Below are 16,458 nucleotides of genomic sequence, written 5' to 3' on the forward strand. Positions count from 1 at the left end.
TCGGATAATCAAAAAATCCGGGAAAACAACTTCAAATCCCACTTACATAAGAGGTTTCAGACCGGAAATTTTCGAAAGGGGAATTTCAGACCGGAAATTTCCAAAAATGAATTTCATAAAAGATATTTCAATAATACATTATACTTGTCCTATATCGGATTATCGTCATTCAACTGGAGGAAATTATAACTTGAGTCAGCCCTGTGTAAATATCGGCATGGTAGGTCATGTCGATCATGGAAAAACCACACTTGTCAAAGCCCTATCAGGCGTGTGGACGGATACGCATAGTGAAGAAGTAAAAAGAGGTATATCTATCAGGCTCGGGTATGCAGACTCAGTGTTTATGAAATGCCCGAAATGTCCGATTCCCCAGGGTTATACGGTGGAAAAGACCTGCCCGAACTGTGGAGAAACAACGGAAGAGGACAGGACAGTGTCCTTTGTGGACGCCCCCGGGCACGAGACCTTGATGGCAACCATGCTTTCCGGAGCTGCGATTATGGACGGAGCGGTACTGGTAATTGCCGCAAATGAAGACTGTCCCCAGCCCCAGACAAAGGAACACCTCATGGCCCTGGACATCATGGGGATGGAAAACATAGTGATCGTGCAGAACAAGATCGACCTGGTCCCAAGGGAACGGTTGATCGAACACTATCATCAGATTAAGGAATTTGTCAAAGGCACGGTAGCTGAAAATGCCCCTATTGTCCCGATCTCGGCCCAGCAGAACATCAACGTTGACGCTCTGATTGATGCCCTGGAAAACCAGATATCGACTCCTGTCCACAAGATGGACCTGCCTGCTCATATGCTGATTGCCAGGTCCTTTGACATCAACAAGCCCGGGATCACTGTCGAAGAGATCCGCGGAGGGGTCATAGGAGGCACCCTGACGGAAGGAGTACTTACCCCGGGATCTGAACTTGAAATCAGGCCAGGGCTCAAAGTCACCACTGAAGGCAGCACGAAATGGATTCCCATTATGACAAAAGTCTCTTCCATCCACGCAGGCCCTACCAGGGTTGAAGAAGCAACTCCAGGAGGACTGCTTGCAGTGGGGACCTTGCTGGACCCGACCCTTACCAAAGGGGACTCCCTTACAGGACAGATCGCAGGTGTGCCCGGCACCCTTCCTGAGACCCGGCACAAGTTCACTATGGAACTTCATCTGCTGGAACGGGTCGTGGGAGTTACTAAGGAAGAAAAGATCAACGAAATCAAGACTAGTGAACCCCTCATGCTTAACATAGGGACTGCCACGACTGTAGGAGTTGTCACCAGCGCCCGGAAAAGCGAAGCCGAGGTGCTGCTCAAGCGCCCGATTTGTGCCGCGCTTGGGGCAAGGGTCGCAATCAGCAGGAGAATCGATTCCCGCTGGCGGCTTATCGGGGTAGGTGTTATCAATAGTTGAAAGTTATAATCGATACTAATGGGCTGATGATCCCTGTCCAGTTCGGAGTTGATATATTTGAAGAACTGGGGAGGTTGGGGTTTGACGAATTCCTCGTGCCGGAAGCGGTTATATTTGAAATTGAAAAGCTCATAAGGCGGGAAAAAGGATCGGACAGGACGGCTGCAAAGATCGCAAAGTCCATGGCAGGTAGGTGCAAACGGATAGACGCCAGAGGACCTGCAGACGATGTGATCCTTGAGCTTGCCGGAGAAACTGGAGCCGCTGTCCTGACCAATGATATAGGATTGAAGCGCAGGTTGACTGCAAAAGGGATCACAGTGGTAATCCTGCGCCAGAAAAACAGGTTGGAACTGGCCTGAAAATCCACCTGGGTTTTCGGTGCCTGCGTTTCAAAGATTGTGTTTATTACGGGTGATATACAGATGTATAAAATGATGAGACTCGTTGATACGGTCCGCATACCTCCCACCCTGCTCGGGGAAGATGTGGCTCCTACCGTAAAAAACGCGTTAAGGGAAAAACTTGAGGGGCAGGTCGATAAGAAACTTGGCTCCCTTGTCGCAGTATGCAAGATCGACGAGATAGGAGAAGGGCATATCCTTGTCGGAGACGGGGCGGTCTACTACGACGTGACGTTTGAAGCAATCATGTTTGTCCCCGAACTTCAAGAAATCATTGAAGGAGAAGTTGTGGAAGCTGTCGGTTTCGGGGTCTTCGTAGGTATCGGGCCCATGGACGGGCTGCTCCACGTCAGCCAGATCACTGATGATTTTATTTCGTATGATGCCAAGAACGCAAGGCTTGTCACCAAAGGCGGAGGCAAGTCCATTTCCGAGGGTGACCATGTAAGGGGCCGGATCGTAGCGGTAAGTATCAACGAAAGAGAACCAAAAGAAAGCAAGATCGGGCTAACCATGCGCCAGACTGCGCTTGGAAAACTGCAGTGGCTTGAAGAGGCCCGCAGAAAGAAGCAGCAAAATGAAGCTGCACCAGCAGAAAAAGCTGCCTGATTAGGAATAACTCAGGCAGAATTATAAGAGGATTTGATTTTCCATGGCAGAAAAAGTATGTCGGCACTGCTTGAGGATCCTGGAAGGAAATTCCTGCCCCATCTGTGGGACGTCGGATCTCGCAGAAGAATGGAGCGGCCTTGTGATTATCCTGGATGCTGAACGCTCGGAAATCGCTAAAAAGCTCGGGGTAGACATCCCGGATAAATTTGCTTTGAAGGTGCGCTGAGTTGAGTGTTCACATCGAACTTCCGAAGGAACTTCGCCCACTCATGAAAAAACCCCTGGGTAAACTTTACAGGGGTTCGGGCAGGGATACCATCGAAAAGTTTGCCGGGAAGCTTGCAAACCCCACAAAACTTATATCCGTAGGAGATGTTACTACCTTCCACCTGCTCGAAGCCGGGATTTTTCCGGACCTCTGCATAGTGGATAACCGGACAAAAAGAAAACCTGTCTCGGAAGATGTCTCGTCCAGGAACAAGGACGGGGACTACACCGAAGTCACGGTAGAAAATCCGGCAGGGCTCATCACCGATGAGTTGATCAACTCCATTTCCGAAGCGTTTGTATCCGGAAAAGCTCTCCGGATCTTTGTCCGGGGAGAAGAAGACCTGGCAACCCTTCCTGTGATCCTTATGGCCCCCTTAGGCTCCGTGGTTCTCTACGGTCAGCCCGATGAAGGGGTTGTTTTCGTAGAGGTCACGGAAAGCAAAAAGGAAGAAATAAGGATCCTGTTTGAGAAGCTCATCAGCCAGGAGCAGGAAAGTGAATTATACAATATACGGAGAATATTGGATGGACATACAGATTATTGAAGATAAAAACAACGTGCTTTTAAATAGAAGGGAACTGGATTTCACCGTGAAATATGAAGGTCCTACTCCTTCCAGAAGCGACATCAGAAACAAGCTCGCAGCAATGCTCAACGCCCCCCTTGAACTTCTGGTCATCCAGAAAGTCGACACTGAATACGGAATGCAGGAATCCAGGGGCTACGCCAAGCTCTATGCGGAAGAAGCACGCATGAAAGAGATCGAACACGAATACGTCCTGAAGAGGAACCCGGCTCCTGCCTCGGCAGAAGAAGAAGCCGCAACCGAAGAGTGAGGTGTGAGCAATGGCAGTCAAAGATTACTACAAGGTAGAAGGCGATTCCGTAACCAGAGTCAAACAGTTCTGTCCCAGGTGCGGACCCGGTGTATTCCTTGCCGAACACAAGAACCGCCTTGCCTGCGGAAAGTGCGGCTACACCGAATTCAAGAAATAATTCGTTTCACGAATTCCCATCAAACTTATTTCTCAATCTGAACCGCAAAGTTCATGTGGTTCTTCTTTTCTCATTTTTCAGTTGAATTTTCACTCGATTCTCAAAAGTGGATTTTTAGAGCTCAGTGTTTTGTCTGAAAAATCGATCTTCGGGATGATTTCTCTTTACCTATATCTTATTCGACAGTCATTTCCATAACTGAAATTTGTTCAGTATTTATTTTCCGAATTTATCTTTTTTATATATTTATCTATTTTAATACCGATTTATTTGTTAGGGATTACACAGCCTAGTCTCCGAGAAAATACTGAATTCCATTCCTACTACTCCTCATTAAACCAAATAGAGTTTCCTACGCTGAATTACATTTTCAATTGTGAGGGATTAAATGCTAAAACTAAGTAAGAATGAGGTAGATTACGAAGAGAAAAAAGTCTTAAATAAAGATTCAGATGGGGAACTCGAGGAATTAAATAATTCATTGTCACGTGCAGAAGATATTCTGAAAAAACAGAAAAAGAGGAGGCTACGATGGAGACTGAAAATTTGCTCAGAAAGGTATCCGAATTTAAAATTAAATGAAAAATTTCAAAGCTTTACAAAAAAAGTGCATGACTTTAGTGATCCTGTCTATATCAAGTTTGATAAAGAATATTCCATTAAATATTCATTCAAAGAAGTTATAGAAAAACTAAAGGAAATTGAAAAAGATTCGAGTAATTTCGAGCTTAATTACAAAAAGGGTATTTTGTTTTTAAAAGTCGGAAGATATAAATCTGCCGTAGAAGTTTTTCAAAAAGCCTATGAAATAAATAAAACTTCTGTGGAAGTTTTATATCAAAAAGGTCGTGCCTATTATAAACTTGAAAACTATGTTGAAGCTATAAAAGTTTTCGATGAAGTTCTGAAACTTGATCCGAGTGATATTAAAGCTAAAAAATACAGGTTACGTTCTCTTATAGCTCTCGGTCAATATTGTGAAGTTTTAGATGAAAAAAATCCTGACATGGAATACTTTCAAATTTACAAAGGATTGGCAGAGGGGGGGCTTGAAAGATACAAAGACTCCCATGGAATTTTCGAGAAAATGCAAAAAGAAATACAAGAAAAGATGAAAAAAAGTAAGGAATCAGAAAAAGAGATAAAAAACAGAGAGCAATTAGAAGAAGAGATAAAAAACAGAGAGCAATTAGAAGAAATTGATATAAATATTTCGAATAAAATAGCTCTTGCTCTTCGATGTTCCGGAAAAAAAGATAAATGTGAGGAAGCAAATGAAGTAATTAAAAAAGCTCTCAAACAGAACATCCAAGACAGCAATACATGGTACACCAAAGGGCTCATTCTCTGTTCTCTCAAAGAATACTGGAAAGCAATATCAGCTTTTGACAAAGCCATAGCCATTGAACCGTATAACGCCCCCGCATGGCTAAGCAAAGGATTCTCTTATTTTAAACTCAGAAAAAATGACGCAGGGAGCCATGTTTTTGAAAATTTTGTGAAATTTGTAGATGATTGTGAAAATGATTGTAAAAAATTTTATAGCTCTGAAGAAACCAACATTATGGAGGATGCAGATCTTTTGGACAGTAAAGGATTTGCTCTCCTCGCTCTCGAAAAATATGAAGAAGCTGCAGAAGTATTTGGTAAAGCTCTTGAGCTGAACAAAAATTATGTCATTGCTTCAAATTTCCAGGGGATAGCATTTTTCAGTCTGAGGAACTATGATAAAGCTTTGAAATGTTTTGAAAACACTATAAAAATATACGAAAATCTCTATTATATTAAAAGTATAAATTCATTTTGTAGGTATAATCCCATCTGTGCAGTGACTTATTATTACAAAGGACTTGTTCTTTATCAGTCAAGAAAATGTGATAAGGCTATAGAAGCATTTAAAAAATCAAAAGAAATTTTCAATTCATTATTATTAAAATACGGTGAGACTGCCCCCGACATTCTATACCAGATCGGACTCGTTTATTATGAACTAAAAGAATATAAGGAAGCCATAGATGCTTTTGAAAAAGCTTTTGAGATTAAACCGAGTAATTTGGATGCCCTGAATAACAAAGGACTCGTACAGTACGAACGCAAAATGTATGGAGAAGCCGTCAAGACCTTTGAAAAAGCCATCGAAAACGACAAAAAAGATCCAGAGTTCAGGAATAACAAAGCGATTGTACTGGCAAAAATGAAGTGTTGCGATTATTACATGCATGAAGCCCTTAAAGAATGCGAGCAAGCTGTAAAACTTGATCCCAAAAATAACATTACCTGGATAGACAAAGGCACAGCACTCTATTTTCTTGAAGAATACGATAAAGCCATAGACGCTTTTAACAGGGCCATAAAACTAAATAAAAAAAATCCAGAAGCCTGGGTAATGAAGGGGCTTGTACTTTTCAAACTTGAAAGCTCTAAGGAATATGAAGCTGTGTACGAATGTTTTGAAAAGGCTCTGATATATAATCCAAAAGATGTTGAAATACTTAACATGAAAGGTATTATGCTTTACAGGCTTAACAGACCCTCCAGAGCCAGAGAAGCATTTTCGGAAGCACGAGAAATAGATCCAGATGATGTCTTGACACATACAAACCTTGGTTGGATCTTTTTGAATTTTGGAAATATTGAAGACGCTGATTCCGAAATAGATAAAATACTGGTAAAAAAAGAAAAAGAAGAAAAAGAATCTCAAAACAAAAGAATTCCTCCGAAAAACACTAGAGAATATGATGTCTATGCCGGCAGAATGGGATGGGCATATTGCCTTAAAGGTCAGATAATGATTGAAAAACGTTCGTATGATACTGCTCTTGAAAATTTTGAAGAAGCGCTAAAATGGGAAAATACATCGTCTCTGTTCCTTCTCTGGCATGCATATGCAAGATATCTTAAAGCGGAGTTCCGTTATGGAACTAGACCAAAAAAATATCAAGAAGAACTGGTTTCTATTATTCGTGACCTGGAGAAAATTAAATCCCATGGAACCCCGAAGATAAATGCCTATGCACTCTATTTCCTGGGAGTTTACTACTATAAAATTGGCAATTTTCCAAGTGCAAAAGATAAATTTGTAGAATGTTCCTCCTTGAAATCTGGCTCACCCATAAAAGAATCAGCGAAAAAACATCTGGACAACCTATGGAACTACCAGCTCAAGCCTCCTTGGTGGGAATGGTGGCTGAAAGATCCTTTGCATCCCTTATCCAAAAAAATAATATTCTCAGTACTTTCACTCATTATTTTTGGACTTTTGTTCCCTGAAATGGTGATCGGATATCTTTCATTTCTCTCTTTTCTCTTTGAGAAACTCTTAGTTCATCCTTTAATAGCCACTATATATGGCACATTTTATGACACATTTTATGACATATTTAGCTCAGTCGACTGGGAATATTCATATGGGAGGTATGCTTTAACTGTTGGCTTACTGCTCTTCATTTTACTATCTCCATCTATATATCGAATAGCAGGAAAAGATGTAGAGATAGAAATTCAGTCGCCTACTCTCTCTTCTATGGAATTTTATCCGGAAATGCCTCCTTTCAAAATCGAACATACTCGAACGATAAGAGAGATCAGAAAAAAGCCCTCAATTACCCCTATGAAAATGAAAGTGTGGAGAAAATCTTCTCAGACTATTGAAGAGTGGATCTAAACCCAATGTAAAAATTTATTACTATGGGAGTGCGGAGGGTCATAAATACCTCGACAGCTTGCTGAGGGGATGGAAAACTTCCTCGAGAACCATTGGTGATTCTCCAGTTTTTCACTATTTTGCAGACCCTGATTTCCACAGGTCGTACTCGTATTATCGTGCTCACACTACCAGCCGTTTAATAATAACGTATGGAAAGAAGTCTGAATATTTGACAGGTTCAACTCGACTTTTCTGATGGCTTAGCTCCAGCAGACGGAAAACCGTTTATTTCTTAAATATTATATTTACATCGTACCGGCAAAGACCTGCGGCAAAGAGAAAGCTGACAGGCGAGGAGCGGGGTAAAAAACCATGCCAGAGAAAAACATGAAGAAAGTTAGGACAAAAATCATCACGATAAAAGACATGAAAATCGAAAATTTGAGGATAAAGGGACCTGGAGGAAAAAAGCTGATTATAAAGAACCTGACTTTAAAGGATGTCAGGCTGATCATTAAGCTGCCGGCGGAAAACCAACCTGCCGCCGAAAAACAGTAAAATGAGAGCCATTCACTCTCTTGAATTACCTGTCATTCAAATCAGGCTTTGATCAAACGTATCATGAAAACCATTTTTTGTCCCTTTTACTTCTTTTTTGTCTCTTTCATTTCTTTTTCTGCAATTTCCTTAAAGCAACTAAGAAACTCTCTTCTGCATCCGTATTTATAACAGGGAGCATATATAATTTGATATAAATTTTTTGAATCACAGATTCCAGAGGCAAAATGTACTCCCTCTACGCCAGAGCCCTGTACAGTAAAGCCCTTGCTCTTTTTTCCTTTAAGAAATATGCCGAAGCCAGGGAACATTTTGAAAAAGCGCTGGAAGCTCTCGGCACGGTGCTTGAAATAAATCCCGAAGACGCTGCAGCCTGGTACTACAGGGGAAATGCCTTGAGCTACCTGGACCGGCCCGAGGAGGCTCTCGAGGCTTTTGAAAAAGCCCTTTCCCTGGAGCCGGAAAATAGCGGAGCCCTTTATTGCAAAGGGCTTGCCCTTGGCTACCTGAAACGGCCTGAAGAGGCGCTGGAAGCATTCGGGAGGGTTCTTGAGAAGAATGAAGAGGACGCCGGGGCCTGGCATTATAAAGGGCTTGCTCTTCACCAGCTAGGGAGGTATGAGGAAGCCCTGGAGGCTTTTTCCCGTTCCTTTGAGATAAGTCCGGGAAACCCGGGAGCTCTGTACTATAAGGGGCTTTCCCTGCAGGCCCTTGGAAAAACCGGGGAAGCGCTTGAGGCATTCGGGGAAACCCTGAAACTTGAACCCACTCATGCGGGGGCATGGGAAGGGACTGCAAAGGTCTACTTTGACCTCAACGAACCTGAAAAGGCTTTGCAGGCTTATGAAAAGGCCCTGGAGTTGAAGCCGGATTTTGCCGGAGGCTGGGCAGGGGAGGGGGAAGTCTTTGAGGCACTCGGAAAACCAAAAAAAGCCCTGGAAGCTTTTGAAAAGGCTCTTGAACTCGATCCGGAAAATTCCGGGATATGGAATGAGAAGGGAAGGATACTCGGGAAACTGGAAAGGTACGAGGAAGCCCTGGAGGCCTTTGAGACAGTCCTTGAAACGGACACTTCCTTTATCGGAGCCCTGTACAATAAAGGAGCTCTGCTCCTGATCGGCGAAAGCTACGAAAAAGCCCTTGAAGTTTACGGAAAAGCCCTTGAACTTGAGCCTGAGAGTGCCCGGGGGTGGAAGGGGTTTGGAAGCTCCTTTTTCGGGCTCAGGAAATACAATGAAGCCCTGGAAGCTTACAAAAAAGCCCTTAATCTTGAACCCGAAGACAGTGGAATCCTTAGTAGACTCGGGGCCGTGTATTATGAACTGGAGGAGTTCGAAAAAGCCCTGGAGGCTTTCGAACATGCCCTCGAACTGGAACCTGAGAACACATTTGCCTGGAATGGAAAAGGGAACACCCTGTGTGAACGCGGCAAGTACAGGGAAGCCCTGGAAGCTTACGAGACACTTATGGGGCTCGACCATGGGAGCCTCCCTGCCCGCTACAACCGGGGAGTTGTCCTCATTCGGCTTAAAGGGCGGAAGAAAGAATACGACGAGGTACTGGAAAAAAGGCTCAAGATAGCGTTTAAAAAATTCCTGGATATCTCGGAAAAGATCCCTGAGGAAAACCTTGACTCCGAAACCTGGAAATACAGGGGATTTGCTCGGGCAGGGCTTGACCAGTATAGAGGAGCTCTGGAAGCTTTTGAAAAAGCCCTTGAACTCAATTCAGGGGACCCGTCTTTGGAGCTTTGCAGAGGTCTTGTGCTCATTTATTTGAAACGATATGAAGAAGCCCTGGGAGCCCTCGAAAAAGTCGACGTGGAAGAAGCTGAAGATGAGGGAACCAAAGAAGGCGAAGCTGAAAAATGGGGGCTCAAAGAAGGGGAAGTTGAAAATGGAGAACTTAAAGAAGGATATGGGTGGGAAGAGAGAGATGTTTCCAATAAATCTGGAAAGAAGTTCCTTCGGAAAAAAGCCCTTCAAAAAAAGCCCTTTCAAAAGAAGTCCTTTCAGGAAGTCCTATGGAACGCAAAGGGCTTTGCCCTCGATGCCCTCGAAAAACCCTGGGAAGCCCTGGAAGCTTTTGAAAGAGCCCGGCAGTTCGGAAGAAACGGGGAGGAAGCCTGTCTTGGAGAAGGAATCGTTCTAGCCCGGATGGGAGAATGGGAAAAAGCGAGGGATGCTTTTGCAAGGGTCCTTGCCGTTGACCCTGGAAACACCCCGGCTTCGACCCTGAAAGCATTTGCCCTTATCCGGCTGCAGGAATTCGACAGAGCCGTGGAAACTCTGGAAAAAATTGAAGCAATTGACCCTAACCATGACCTCTTAGCCTGCCTGCTGGGCTTTGCATCTACAAGAATCGGAAACTACGAGCAAGCTGCACAGGCTTATAGAAAAGCGGTGGAGTTAAACCCGAAAAATTTCCATGCGCGTGACGGGCTTGCAGAACTTTACTTCAGGCTTGGAAACAGCGAAGGAGCACTAAAAGAGGTGGAAGCCTCAATATCGGAAGAACATGAAAACGTATTCTCAAGAATCCTTAAAGGCAGGATAGAGCTTGAAGAACAGGCTTACGAGGAAGCTATGGAGTCATTCGGTCGGGCTCTTGACCTGGACTCTTCCGACCCGGAAATCCTGCTCTGGGATGCGTACGCCAGGTACCTGTACGCAGAAGTGACTTTTGACCTGGAAAGCGTAGAGTCAAACGGAGAGGTAAGCAGAGGGACAAGTAGACAGGTAAGTGGACAATACAGGCAAATGCTCCTTTCGGTAATCCGGAAACTGGAAAAAACAGCCCTTTCCAGGGAATCGAAAGACAGCGAACTCAGGGCATATATCCTTTATTTCCTGGGCTTTTACTACTACAAAATCCGCTACCTCAAAAAAGCCGCCGAAAGGCTTGAAGAGTGCCTGGAACTCGAAACTCCCACAGACATAAAAGCCCCCGCGTCCGACCTCCGGGATCACATCCGCTCAGGCCCTCTGAAGCCTGCCTGGTGGGAGTGGTGGCTTGTCTCAGGAAAATACTGCAGGCTCAAGAAAGCAGGGTTCCTGCTCACACTGGTTTTCATAGCCATCCTGCTCATTTCCAACCCTGCAGTCTCAACACTCCCGTTCATATCCTGGCTGGCGGCTGCCGTGCAACCCGTCTTTTCCCAGGTCCTTTCTTCAGGCGCATTCTCTGCAGTCTCCTGGGATCAATACGGCAGGGAATATACCCTCATTATCCTGATTTTACTCTTTATCCTGCTCTTTCCTGGGATAAGGCTCCGCAAACCGGGTGATGAACCGGAAATTGAAACCCATACCCCTCCCCCCCCGGAGTTCGACGTGCCGGCTACCCTGCTGGACGAGTTCAGGGAAAGGCTTGAAAAAAGCTTGCTCTCCCCGGAGTTGATGGAAGACCGAATAGGGAAGCTGGAAAAGTTCTGAGTAAAGGGAAGAAGTTTGGAAGACAAAGGGCAGGAGAAGTTTTGAAGGCAGAGGGAGAAGGAAAGTCAAAGCTTTTTCAAAACAGCCCGGAATATTTTTTCAAACATTCAGAAATACTTTATCCCTTTGAGCGATTATCCAGGGAGGCAAAGCTATATAAAACCTGCTCCTTCATTATCGGAAGAAGCAACAGTAAGCAGAGAATACCATTTTTAAGGAGAGCGGAACGCCTTGAAAAAAACATTCATTCTTGGAATCGAAGGCACTGCCTGGAACCTCAGTGCCGCAGTCGTGACCGAGACCGAGATCATAGCCGAGGTCACTGAGACCTACAAACCGGAAACCGGCGGGATCCATCCCCGGGAAGCCGCCCAGCACCATGCAAAGTACGCAGCAAGTGTGATCAAAAGACTTCTTGCGGAAGCTAAGGAAAAAGGAGTCGATCCTTCCGATATTGACGGGATAGCTTTTTCCCGGGGCCCTGGGCTTGGACCCTGCCTAAGGACCGTGGCAACGGCAGCCCGGATGCTTTCCCTTTCCCTCGGGATCCCCCTGATAGGGGTCAACCACTGCATCGCCCACATTGAGATCGGAATCTGGAGGACTCCTTCAAAGGACCCCGTGGTCGTCTACGTGAGCGGGGCAAATTCCCAGGTGCTCTCCCACATGGCAGGCAGGTACCGGGTCTTCGGGGAAACCCTGGACATAGGGCTTGGAAACGCCCTGGACAAGTTTGCACGGGGAGCAGGCCTCCCACATCCCGGGGGCCCGAAGATCGAAATGTATGCAAAGGATGCAAAGAACTACATCCATCTCCCTTACGTGGTCAAGGGGATGGACCTCTCCTTTTCAGGCCTGTCCACGGCTTCCAGCGAAGCCCTGAAAAAGGCAAGTCTTGAGGACGTCTGTTACTCCTACCAGGAAACAGCCTTTGCCATGGTAGTGGAAGTGGCCGAACGTGCCCTTGCCCACACCGGGAAAAAAGAGGTGCTTCTGGCCGGCGGGGTAGGAGCCAACGGGAGGCTCAGGGAGATGTTAAACGACATGTGTGAAGCCAGAGGTGCAAAGTTCTACGTCCCTGAAAAGCGCTTCATGGGAGATAATGGGACCATGATAGCCTATACCGGGCTCCTGATGTATAAGTCAGGGAACTTACTTTCCCTGGAAGAGTCTCGTGTTGACCCCGGTTTCAGGACTGACGATGTGGAAGTGACCTGGGTTCGGGAAGAAGATATGGAAAAAACCCCGGAAATCTCTCCGGAGACTCTCCTCAGTTTACCCCCCGGAGAGCTGCTGGACAGTGGAGCCGAGGCTGTTGTTTATCTCGAAGAAGGGCCGGGAGGAGAGAAGGTACTTGTCAAGGAACGGGTCCCGAAAGCTTACCGTTTGAAGGAAATAGATGAAAGGATCCGGAAAGAAAGGAACCGGACAGAAGCCCGTATGATGTCGGAAGCTAGGCGTGCAGGGGTTCCCACGCCCATTATTTATGATGTTGAAGCTTTCAAGCTCAAAATGCAGTATATCGGAGGGGCTCCCGTCAAGTACCTGATCTCCCCTGAGGTCTCCATAAAGGTGGGGGAACTTGTAGGGAAGCTCCACAGTGCGGGGATAGTACACGGGGACCTGACCACATCAAACCTCCTGCTAGCCGGCAGCCGGCTCTACCTCCTGGACTTCGGGCTTGCCTACTTTGAAAAGTCTCTGGAAGCCAGGGGTGTGGACGTGCATGTGCTCTTCCAGACCTTTGAGAGCACACACCGGGACTCTGAAGCCTTGATAGAAGCTTTCAAAAAAGGGTATGGAAGTACTTTTATAGAAGCAGCGGATGTACTGAAGCGAGTTGAAGAGATCAAAAAGAGGGCTCGCTATGCGTAAAATTATCTTTGTTACGGGAAATAAAGGCAAGTTTGCCGAGGTCCGGGACATCCTCGCTTCCCGGGGAATCGAAGTTACCCAGAACAAAAATGGGTACCCTGAGTACCAGGAAGATGAACTGGAACCTATCGCCGCCCACGGGGCTCAGTACGTCGCAAACAAACTGAACGTGCCGGCAATGGTAGACGACTCGGGAATTTTCATAAAAGCCTTAAACGGTTTTCCAGGACCTTACTCCCGTTATGTGGAGGATAACCTCGGAAACCTTAAAGTGCTCAAGCTTATGGAAGAGGAAGAAGACCGGACAGCCTATTTCAAAACCGTAATTGGCTACTGTGAACCCGGAAAAGAGCCCCTGGTCTTTCCCGGAGTGGTGGAAGGCAAAATCGCTTACGAAGAACGCGGGACCGGGGGCTTCGGCTACGACCCGATATTCGAGTACCAGGGCATGACCTTCGGGGAACTCGGGGATGTCGAGAAAAACAAGCTTTCCCACCGTCGCAGGGCCATCGATCATTTTCTGGAATGGATTGATAGCCAGGTCTGAAAACAAATCATAAAAATAAATAGTACAAAAAGAAAAAAGACTGGAGAAAAAAATCAAATAATTTGAACTTCTCCACACAAATAAGATTATTTATAAATCTGATTATAGTCCCGAACGTAAATATTTACACTTATTTTATAAACACAGAAGACACGGAAAGCACGGAAAGACTGTGCCCCTATTTCTTTTATTCCGTGTGTTCCATGCTTTCTGTGGTTAAACTTTAAATTGGGATAGGTGAAATAATTAGGGCACTTGACTATATTTACAAACCAGATCATTCAAAGGGGTGTTCAATCCTTAAATCTTTGTCTTTCAAGATCCATCGCAAGGTTGAGTGAGTTCAAGCCCAGTTTAATTGCTGCCAAAATAATCCTGTTGTTCGGGATGTAGCGGTTCTCCCGCTTTATCGAATTAAGGCAATTGATAGATTGCTCGTCCAGAATGAGGGGGCCATCCAGCAGTTCTTTAGGGCCAAATTTTTTTCCGGTCTTCAGCTCAATTCTGGCTTTCGCCTTCTCAGTTGCTTTCCTGACCAGTTCTTCCGGTTGGGAACTCACCGGTACGGTGGCTCTTTTTGGTTCTTTTTTCCCCCCACAGGCTTCTTCAACATGCTCAAGGCAGTATGTCAGGCAGACATTTTTCAAAAACTCCTCTACACCCATGTTGTATTCACCAGCATACGTTTCGATCTGTCGCAACTGCTCATCCGAAAAAGAGATACAAAGCAGGTTTTCTTCCGCATCTTCTAATGTTATTGCAACCCCTTCCTTTTCACTTTATCATTCACTTTATCAGTTACTTTTTGACTTCTATTTGATATTTACTTTTCCGTCAACTAAAATTTTTTATTAAATGCCGAGAATCTCTCAGATATGAAATCCCTTTTTTCGGACACCAGGGCTGCGGATACCATCCCCCTGAAACTGGTAGTATATCTTGGACTCCTTGCAGCAGTCCTGCTTCTCATTGCCCAGGCCTGGGAAAATGCCTCCCCTGTGCTCGATGAAGCGGAAATCGAAGCCCAGGTCGAAGATGCAGCCCTTTCTCTCCTATCTATCCAGAAAGGACATGCCCGGCCTCTTGAAGACAGATACGGCCCCGAAGGGGGGATGTGCGTCCTTACTCTCTCCCTCCCGGAACAGGTCCGGTACCTTAGTTTCGGGGCAGACCCGGACCCGGACTGCTCCGGGAACCTGAGCGATTCGGAATGGAAGCTCGAAAATAACACCCTTATCTACCAGTACAAAAACGGGGTAAAGCAAAGAGTACTTCTTGGAGGGGAAACGGTTCACTTCCTGAAAGGTGCATCAGAGGAAGAAGGAAACTGGATCCCTGCTGTGAGCCCGGAAAACAATGAAACATCTCCTGGGCTGAAAGAAATAGGAATTGTGATCGAATACCCGGTTTCAGGCGAATTTGTCTTTGAGCTGGTTTCCGAAGACGGTGTCAGGTACACGATGTCCCACTTCTAAAAATCCCAATTATGAATATTCTGATTCCAGCAGCAGGGGAACCTGCAAAGAGCCAGGGATTCCGACATGCGAACAAATACACCCGGGAATCAAATCCCCTATTCATAAAGCAGGACAGCTCTTGCGGGAGCCCCGTCACAACCCACGATTTTCAGGGGCAGGCAGATGAAGAAGTAGTTCCCGGCTTCCACGGGACTCAGGTCCAGGCACTCCACGATATTTACCCGGTTTGAAAGCAGTATGTGATGAGCAGGAAGGTTTTCGGAAGCAAGGCTGTCCACGGAGAAGTCGTCTATTCCGACAGTGGTAAACCCGTTATTGACGATCCAGGCTGCGGTACTTTCTTCTAGATAAACTGACTCCTCGAAATCTCCTTTTTCCCCGTTTTTTCTGTTTCCCGAATCCGCAGCTTGCCGGGCATCGGCATCATTCAGGTCCGACCTGGCCCTGGTTCGGAATCCAGTTTTTTTTGTTTTCAGGAGGAGGACCGTAATTCCCTCAGTACTGCCGGCATTCCGGAATGCGGATTCAAGGATATCCACTGAAAGAGGCCCGGTTTTTGAAGAAAAGTCCAGAATTACTGCCCTGCCTATCAGACCTTCGAGTTCCAGGTTGTCAACCGGTTTTCCGTCTTTCAGAATATGGGAAGGGGCATCAACATGGGTGCCGGTATGACTCCCGAAAGAGAGCTTTGAAACTGCGCAACCGTCTACTTCAAGATTATAGACGCTTTTGATTGAAGGCTCCGGGTCTCCGGGAAAGACCCTGGTAGAATGAGAGATAGGAACCGTGATGTCGATTACTTTTCCCGGAGCAGGAAAGTTCAGCAGGATGATCACCTCATTAATGTAAATTGTTGAAATTATTCCATGTAAATTGTTGAAATTATTCCATGTAAATTGTTGATTTGTTCGTGCACTCGTCAATGCATATCATGCACTGGGTATATTTATCCTGGTCGATTTTCGCCAGTTCTTTTTCCTCGTATATGGCGCCCGTAGGGCAGACGTCCTTACATTTTCCGCACCTTTTACATCCAAAACAACGACGTATCCATTTTTCTCAGGCATCAGCGGATCATTTGGGGGAAGCTGTATAAATTAGTTTCTTATCTCTGATATTATGGGGGGACTGAGATCGGAAACTGAGGTGGGGAAATGAGACCGGAAACTGAGATGGGAAAATGAGACCGAAAACTGAGACCGGAAACTGAGAATCCTCCA

16 protein-coding genes are annotated in these 16,458 nt (G+C 45.6%); 13 read left to right on the top strand and 3 right to left on the bottom strand.

Annotation, left to right across the window (positions count from 1 at the left end; translation table 11 throughout):
* Nucleotides 1-190: 190 nt before the first annotated feature.
* The 12 genes from MSMTP_RS04885 (at nucleotide 191) to MSMTP_RS04940 (ending at nucleotide 13,760) form a co-directional block, all read left to right on the top strand.
* Nucleotides 191-1,417: a translation initiation factor IF-2 subunit gamma gene (locus MSMTP_RS04885; RefSeq protein WP_048178069.1), complete on the top strand. Its 1,227-nt coding sequence runs from the start codon at nucleotides 191-193 to the stop codon at nucleotides 1,415-1,417.
* A complete protein-coding gene (locus MSMTP_RS04890) occupies nucleotides 1,414-1,779 on the top strand; it encodes a PIN domain-containing protein (RefSeq protein ID WP_048178070.1) in 366 nt (121 codons plus the stop codon). The genes MSMTP_RS04885 and MSMTP_RS04890 overlap by 4 nt, the downstream gene beginning before the upstream one ends.
* A 63-nt stretch (nucleotides 1,780-1,842) precedes the next feature.
* Nucleotides 1,843-2,430, top strand: coding sequence for a DNA-directed RNA polymerase (locus MSMTP_RS04895; RefSeq protein WP_048178071.1), 588 nt, complete (start codon nucleotides 1,843-1,845; stop codon nucleotides 2,428-2,430).
* Between the two features lie 43 nt (nucleotides 2,431-2,473).
* Nucleotides 2,474-2,659 (top strand): transcription elongation factor subunit Spt4, encoded by a 186-nt coding sequence (spt4, locus tag MSMTP_RS04900; RefSeq protein WP_048178072.1) that lies wholly within the window; start codon nucleotides 2,474-2,476, stop codon nucleotides 2,657-2,659.
* A gap of 1 nt (nucleotide 2,660) precedes the next feature.
* Nucleotides 2,661-3,248, top strand: coding sequence for a GTP-dependent dephospho-CoA kinase family protein (locus tag MSMTP_RS04905; RefSeq protein ID WP_048178073.1), 588 nt, complete (start codon nucleotides 2,661-2,663; stop codon nucleotides 3,246-3,248).
* Nucleotides 3,229-3,540 carry a 30S ribosomal protein S24e gene (locus MSMTP_RS04910; RefSeq protein ID WP_048178074.1) on the top strand — a complete coding sequence of 104 codons (312 nt, stop codon included), beginning with the start codon at nucleotides 3,229-3,231 and terminating at the stop codon, nucleotides 3,538-3,540. The genes MSMTP_RS04905 and MSMTP_RS04910 overlap by 20 nt, the downstream gene beginning before the upstream one ends.
* Before the next feature lie 10 nt (nucleotides 3,541-3,550).
* Nucleotides 3,551-3,700, top strand: coding sequence for a 30S ribosomal protein S27ae (locus MSMTP_RS04915; protein WP_048178075.1), 150 nt, complete (start codon nucleotides 3,551-3,553; stop codon nucleotides 3,698-3,700).
* A gap of 388 nt (nucleotides 3,701-4,088) precedes the next feature.
* The gene (locus tag MSMTP_RS04920) at nucleotides 4,089-7,364 is read left to right on the top strand and encodes a tetratricopeptide repeat protein (protein WP_048178076.1); all 3,276 of its coding nucleotides are present in this window, start codon (nucleotides 4,089-4,091) and stop codon (nucleotides 7,362-7,364) included.
* A gap of 354 nt (nucleotides 7,365-7,718) precedes the next feature.
* Entirely contained in the window at nucleotides 7,719-7,904 is a 186-nt protein-coding gene (locus tag MSMTP_RS04925) for a hypothetical protein (RefSeq protein WP_048178077.1), read from the top strand.
* A gap of 227 nt (nucleotides 7,905-8,131) precedes the next feature.
* Nucleotides 8,132-11,338 carry a tetratricopeptide repeat protein gene (locus MSMTP_RS04930; protein WP_048178078.1) on the top strand — a complete coding sequence of 1,069 codons (3,207 nt, stop codon included), beginning with the start codon at nucleotides 8,132-8,134 and terminating at the stop codon, nucleotides 11,336-11,338.
* A 231-nt stretch (nucleotides 11,339-11,569) separates the two neighbouring features.
* Nucleotides 11,570-13,213 carry a bifunctional N(6)-L-threonylcarbamoyladenine synthase/serine/threonine protein kinase gene (locus tag MSMTP_RS04935; protein WP_048178079.1) on the top strand — a complete coding sequence of 548 codons (1,644 nt, stop codon included), beginning with the start codon at nucleotides 11,570-11,572 and terminating at the stop codon, nucleotides 13,211-13,213.
* Nucleotides 13,206-13,760 carry an XTP/dITP diphosphatase gene (locus tag MSMTP_RS04940; RefSeq protein WP_048178080.1) on the top strand — a complete coding sequence of 185 codons (555 nt, stop codon included), beginning with the start codon at nucleotides 13,206-13,208 and terminating at the stop codon, nucleotides 13,758-13,760. The genes MSMTP_RS04935 and MSMTP_RS04940 overlap by 8 nt, the downstream gene beginning before the upstream one ends.
* Nucleotides 13,761-14,053: 293 nt before the next feature.
* Here the strand turns inward: MSMTP_RS04940 and MSMTP_RS04945 are convergent, their stop codons facing one another.
* On the bottom strand, nucleotides 14,054-14,461 hold the full coding sequence (locus tag MSMTP_RS04945; RefSeq protein WP_156153682.1) for a hypothetical protein: 408 nt from the start codon (nucleotides 14,459-14,461) through the stop codon (nucleotides 14,054-14,056).
* Between the two features lie 174 nt (nucleotides 14,462-14,635).
* Between MSMTP_RS04945 and MSMTP_RS04950 the strand changes: the two genes are divergently transcribed.
* On the top strand, nucleotides 14,636-15,235 hold the full coding sequence (locus MSMTP_RS04950) for a hypothetical protein (RefSeq protein ID WP_048178082.1): 600 nt from the start codon (nucleotides 14,636-14,638) through the stop codon (nucleotides 15,233-15,235).
* Between the two features lie 98 nt (nucleotides 15,236-15,333).
* Here the strand turns inward: MSMTP_RS04950 and MSMTP_RS04955 are convergent, their stop codons facing one another.
* The gene (locus MSMTP_RS04955) at nucleotides 15,334-16,074 is read right to left on the bottom strand and encodes a cyclase family protein (protein WP_231582921.1); all 741 of its coding nucleotides are present in this window, start codon (nucleotides 16,072-16,074) and stop codon (nucleotides 15,334-15,336) included.
* 46 nt (nucleotides 16,075-16,120) lie between these two features.
* Nucleotides 16,121-16,288 (bottom strand): 4Fe-4S binding protein, encoded by a 168-nt coding sequence (locus MSMTP_RS20335; RefSeq protein ID WP_369799626.1) that lies wholly within the window; start codon nucleotides 16,286-16,288, stop codon nucleotides 16,121-16,123.
* Nucleotides 16,289-16,458: the final 170 nt, after the last annotated feature.

Source organism: Methanosarcina sp. MTP4 (genome assembly GCF_000970045.1).
GTDB lineage: Archaea > Halobacteriota > Methanosarcinia > Methanosarcinales > Methanosarcinaceae > MTP4.

What these genes read in the sequence shown, in the direction of transcription:
- MSMTP_RS04950 (WP_048178082.1), top strand. Translation starts at nt 14,636, where the DNA reads ATGAAATCCCTTTTTTCGGACACCAGGGCTGCGGATACCATCCCCCTG.
- MSMTP_RS04920 (WP_048178076.1), top strand. Translation starts at nt 4,089, where the DNA reads ATGCTAAAACTAAGTAAGAATGAGGTAGATTACGAAGAGAAAAAAGTC.
- MSMTP_RS04930 (WP_048178078.1), top strand. Translation starts at nt 8,132, where the DNA reads ATGTACTCCCTCTACGCCAGAGCCCTGTACAGTAAAGCCCTTGCTCTT.
- MSMTP_RS04925 (WP_048178077.1), top strand. Translation starts at nt 7,719, where the DNA reads ATGCCAGAGAAAAACATGAAGAAAGTTAGGACAAAAATCATCACGATA.
- MSMTP_RS04940 (WP_048178080.1), top strand. Translation starts at nt 13,206, where the DNA reads ATGCGTAAAATTATCTTTGTTACGGGAAATAAAGGCAAGTTTGCCGAG.
- MSMTP_RS04910 (WP_048178074.1), top strand. Translation starts at nt 3,229, where the DNA reads ATGGACATACAGATTATTGAAGATAAAAACAACGTGCTTTTAAATAGA.
- spt4 (WP_048178072.1), top strand. Translation starts at nt 2,474, where the DNA reads ATGGCAGAAAAAGTATGTCGGCACTGCTTGAGGATCCTGGAAGGAAAT.
- MSMTP_RS04915 (WP_048178075.1), top strand. Translation starts at nt 3,551, where the DNA reads ATGGCAGTCAAAGATTACTACAAGGTAGAAGGCGATTCCGTAACCAGA.
- MSMTP_RS04895 (WP_048178071.1), top strand. Translation starts at nt 1,843, where the DNA reads ATGTATAAAATGATGAGACTCGTTGATACGGTCCGCATACCTCCCACC.